Source organism: Rhizobium sp. SVR5-9E, assembly GCF_056755095.1.
On sequence record NZ_JBNDHS010000443.1, the window covers coordinates 1 to 268 of the forward strand.

Genomic DNA, 268 nt, shown 5'->3' on the forward strand with positions numbered 1-268 from the left:
GACAGTATATTGAGGTGGCCAACCAGCTTTCTAAGATTAAAAACCTGAACAGCAGCTACGATATCAAGGCAAAAGAAGTGGATGCCTTAACGAAGTCCATCGATATCTCCAATGACCTCTTTAAATATGCAAGAGCTGATTACATGGAAGTGCTGCTTACCCAGCGCGATGCGTTGGAGTCTAAGTTTGAGCTTTTTGAAAAAAAATTAGGGCAGCTGAAAGCCAGCGTCGCGATCTACAGAGCACTTGGTGGGGGATGGGATCAGAA

Annotated in this window: 1 pseudogene; it reads left to right on the top strand. The window is 44.8% G+C overall.

Going from position 1 to position 268, the window contains the following annotated elements:
* Nucleotides 1-14: 14 nt before the first annotated feature.
* A pseudogene (locus ACPYOJ_RS35545) lies at nt 15-268 on the top strand (hypothetical protein); the annotation flags it as partial.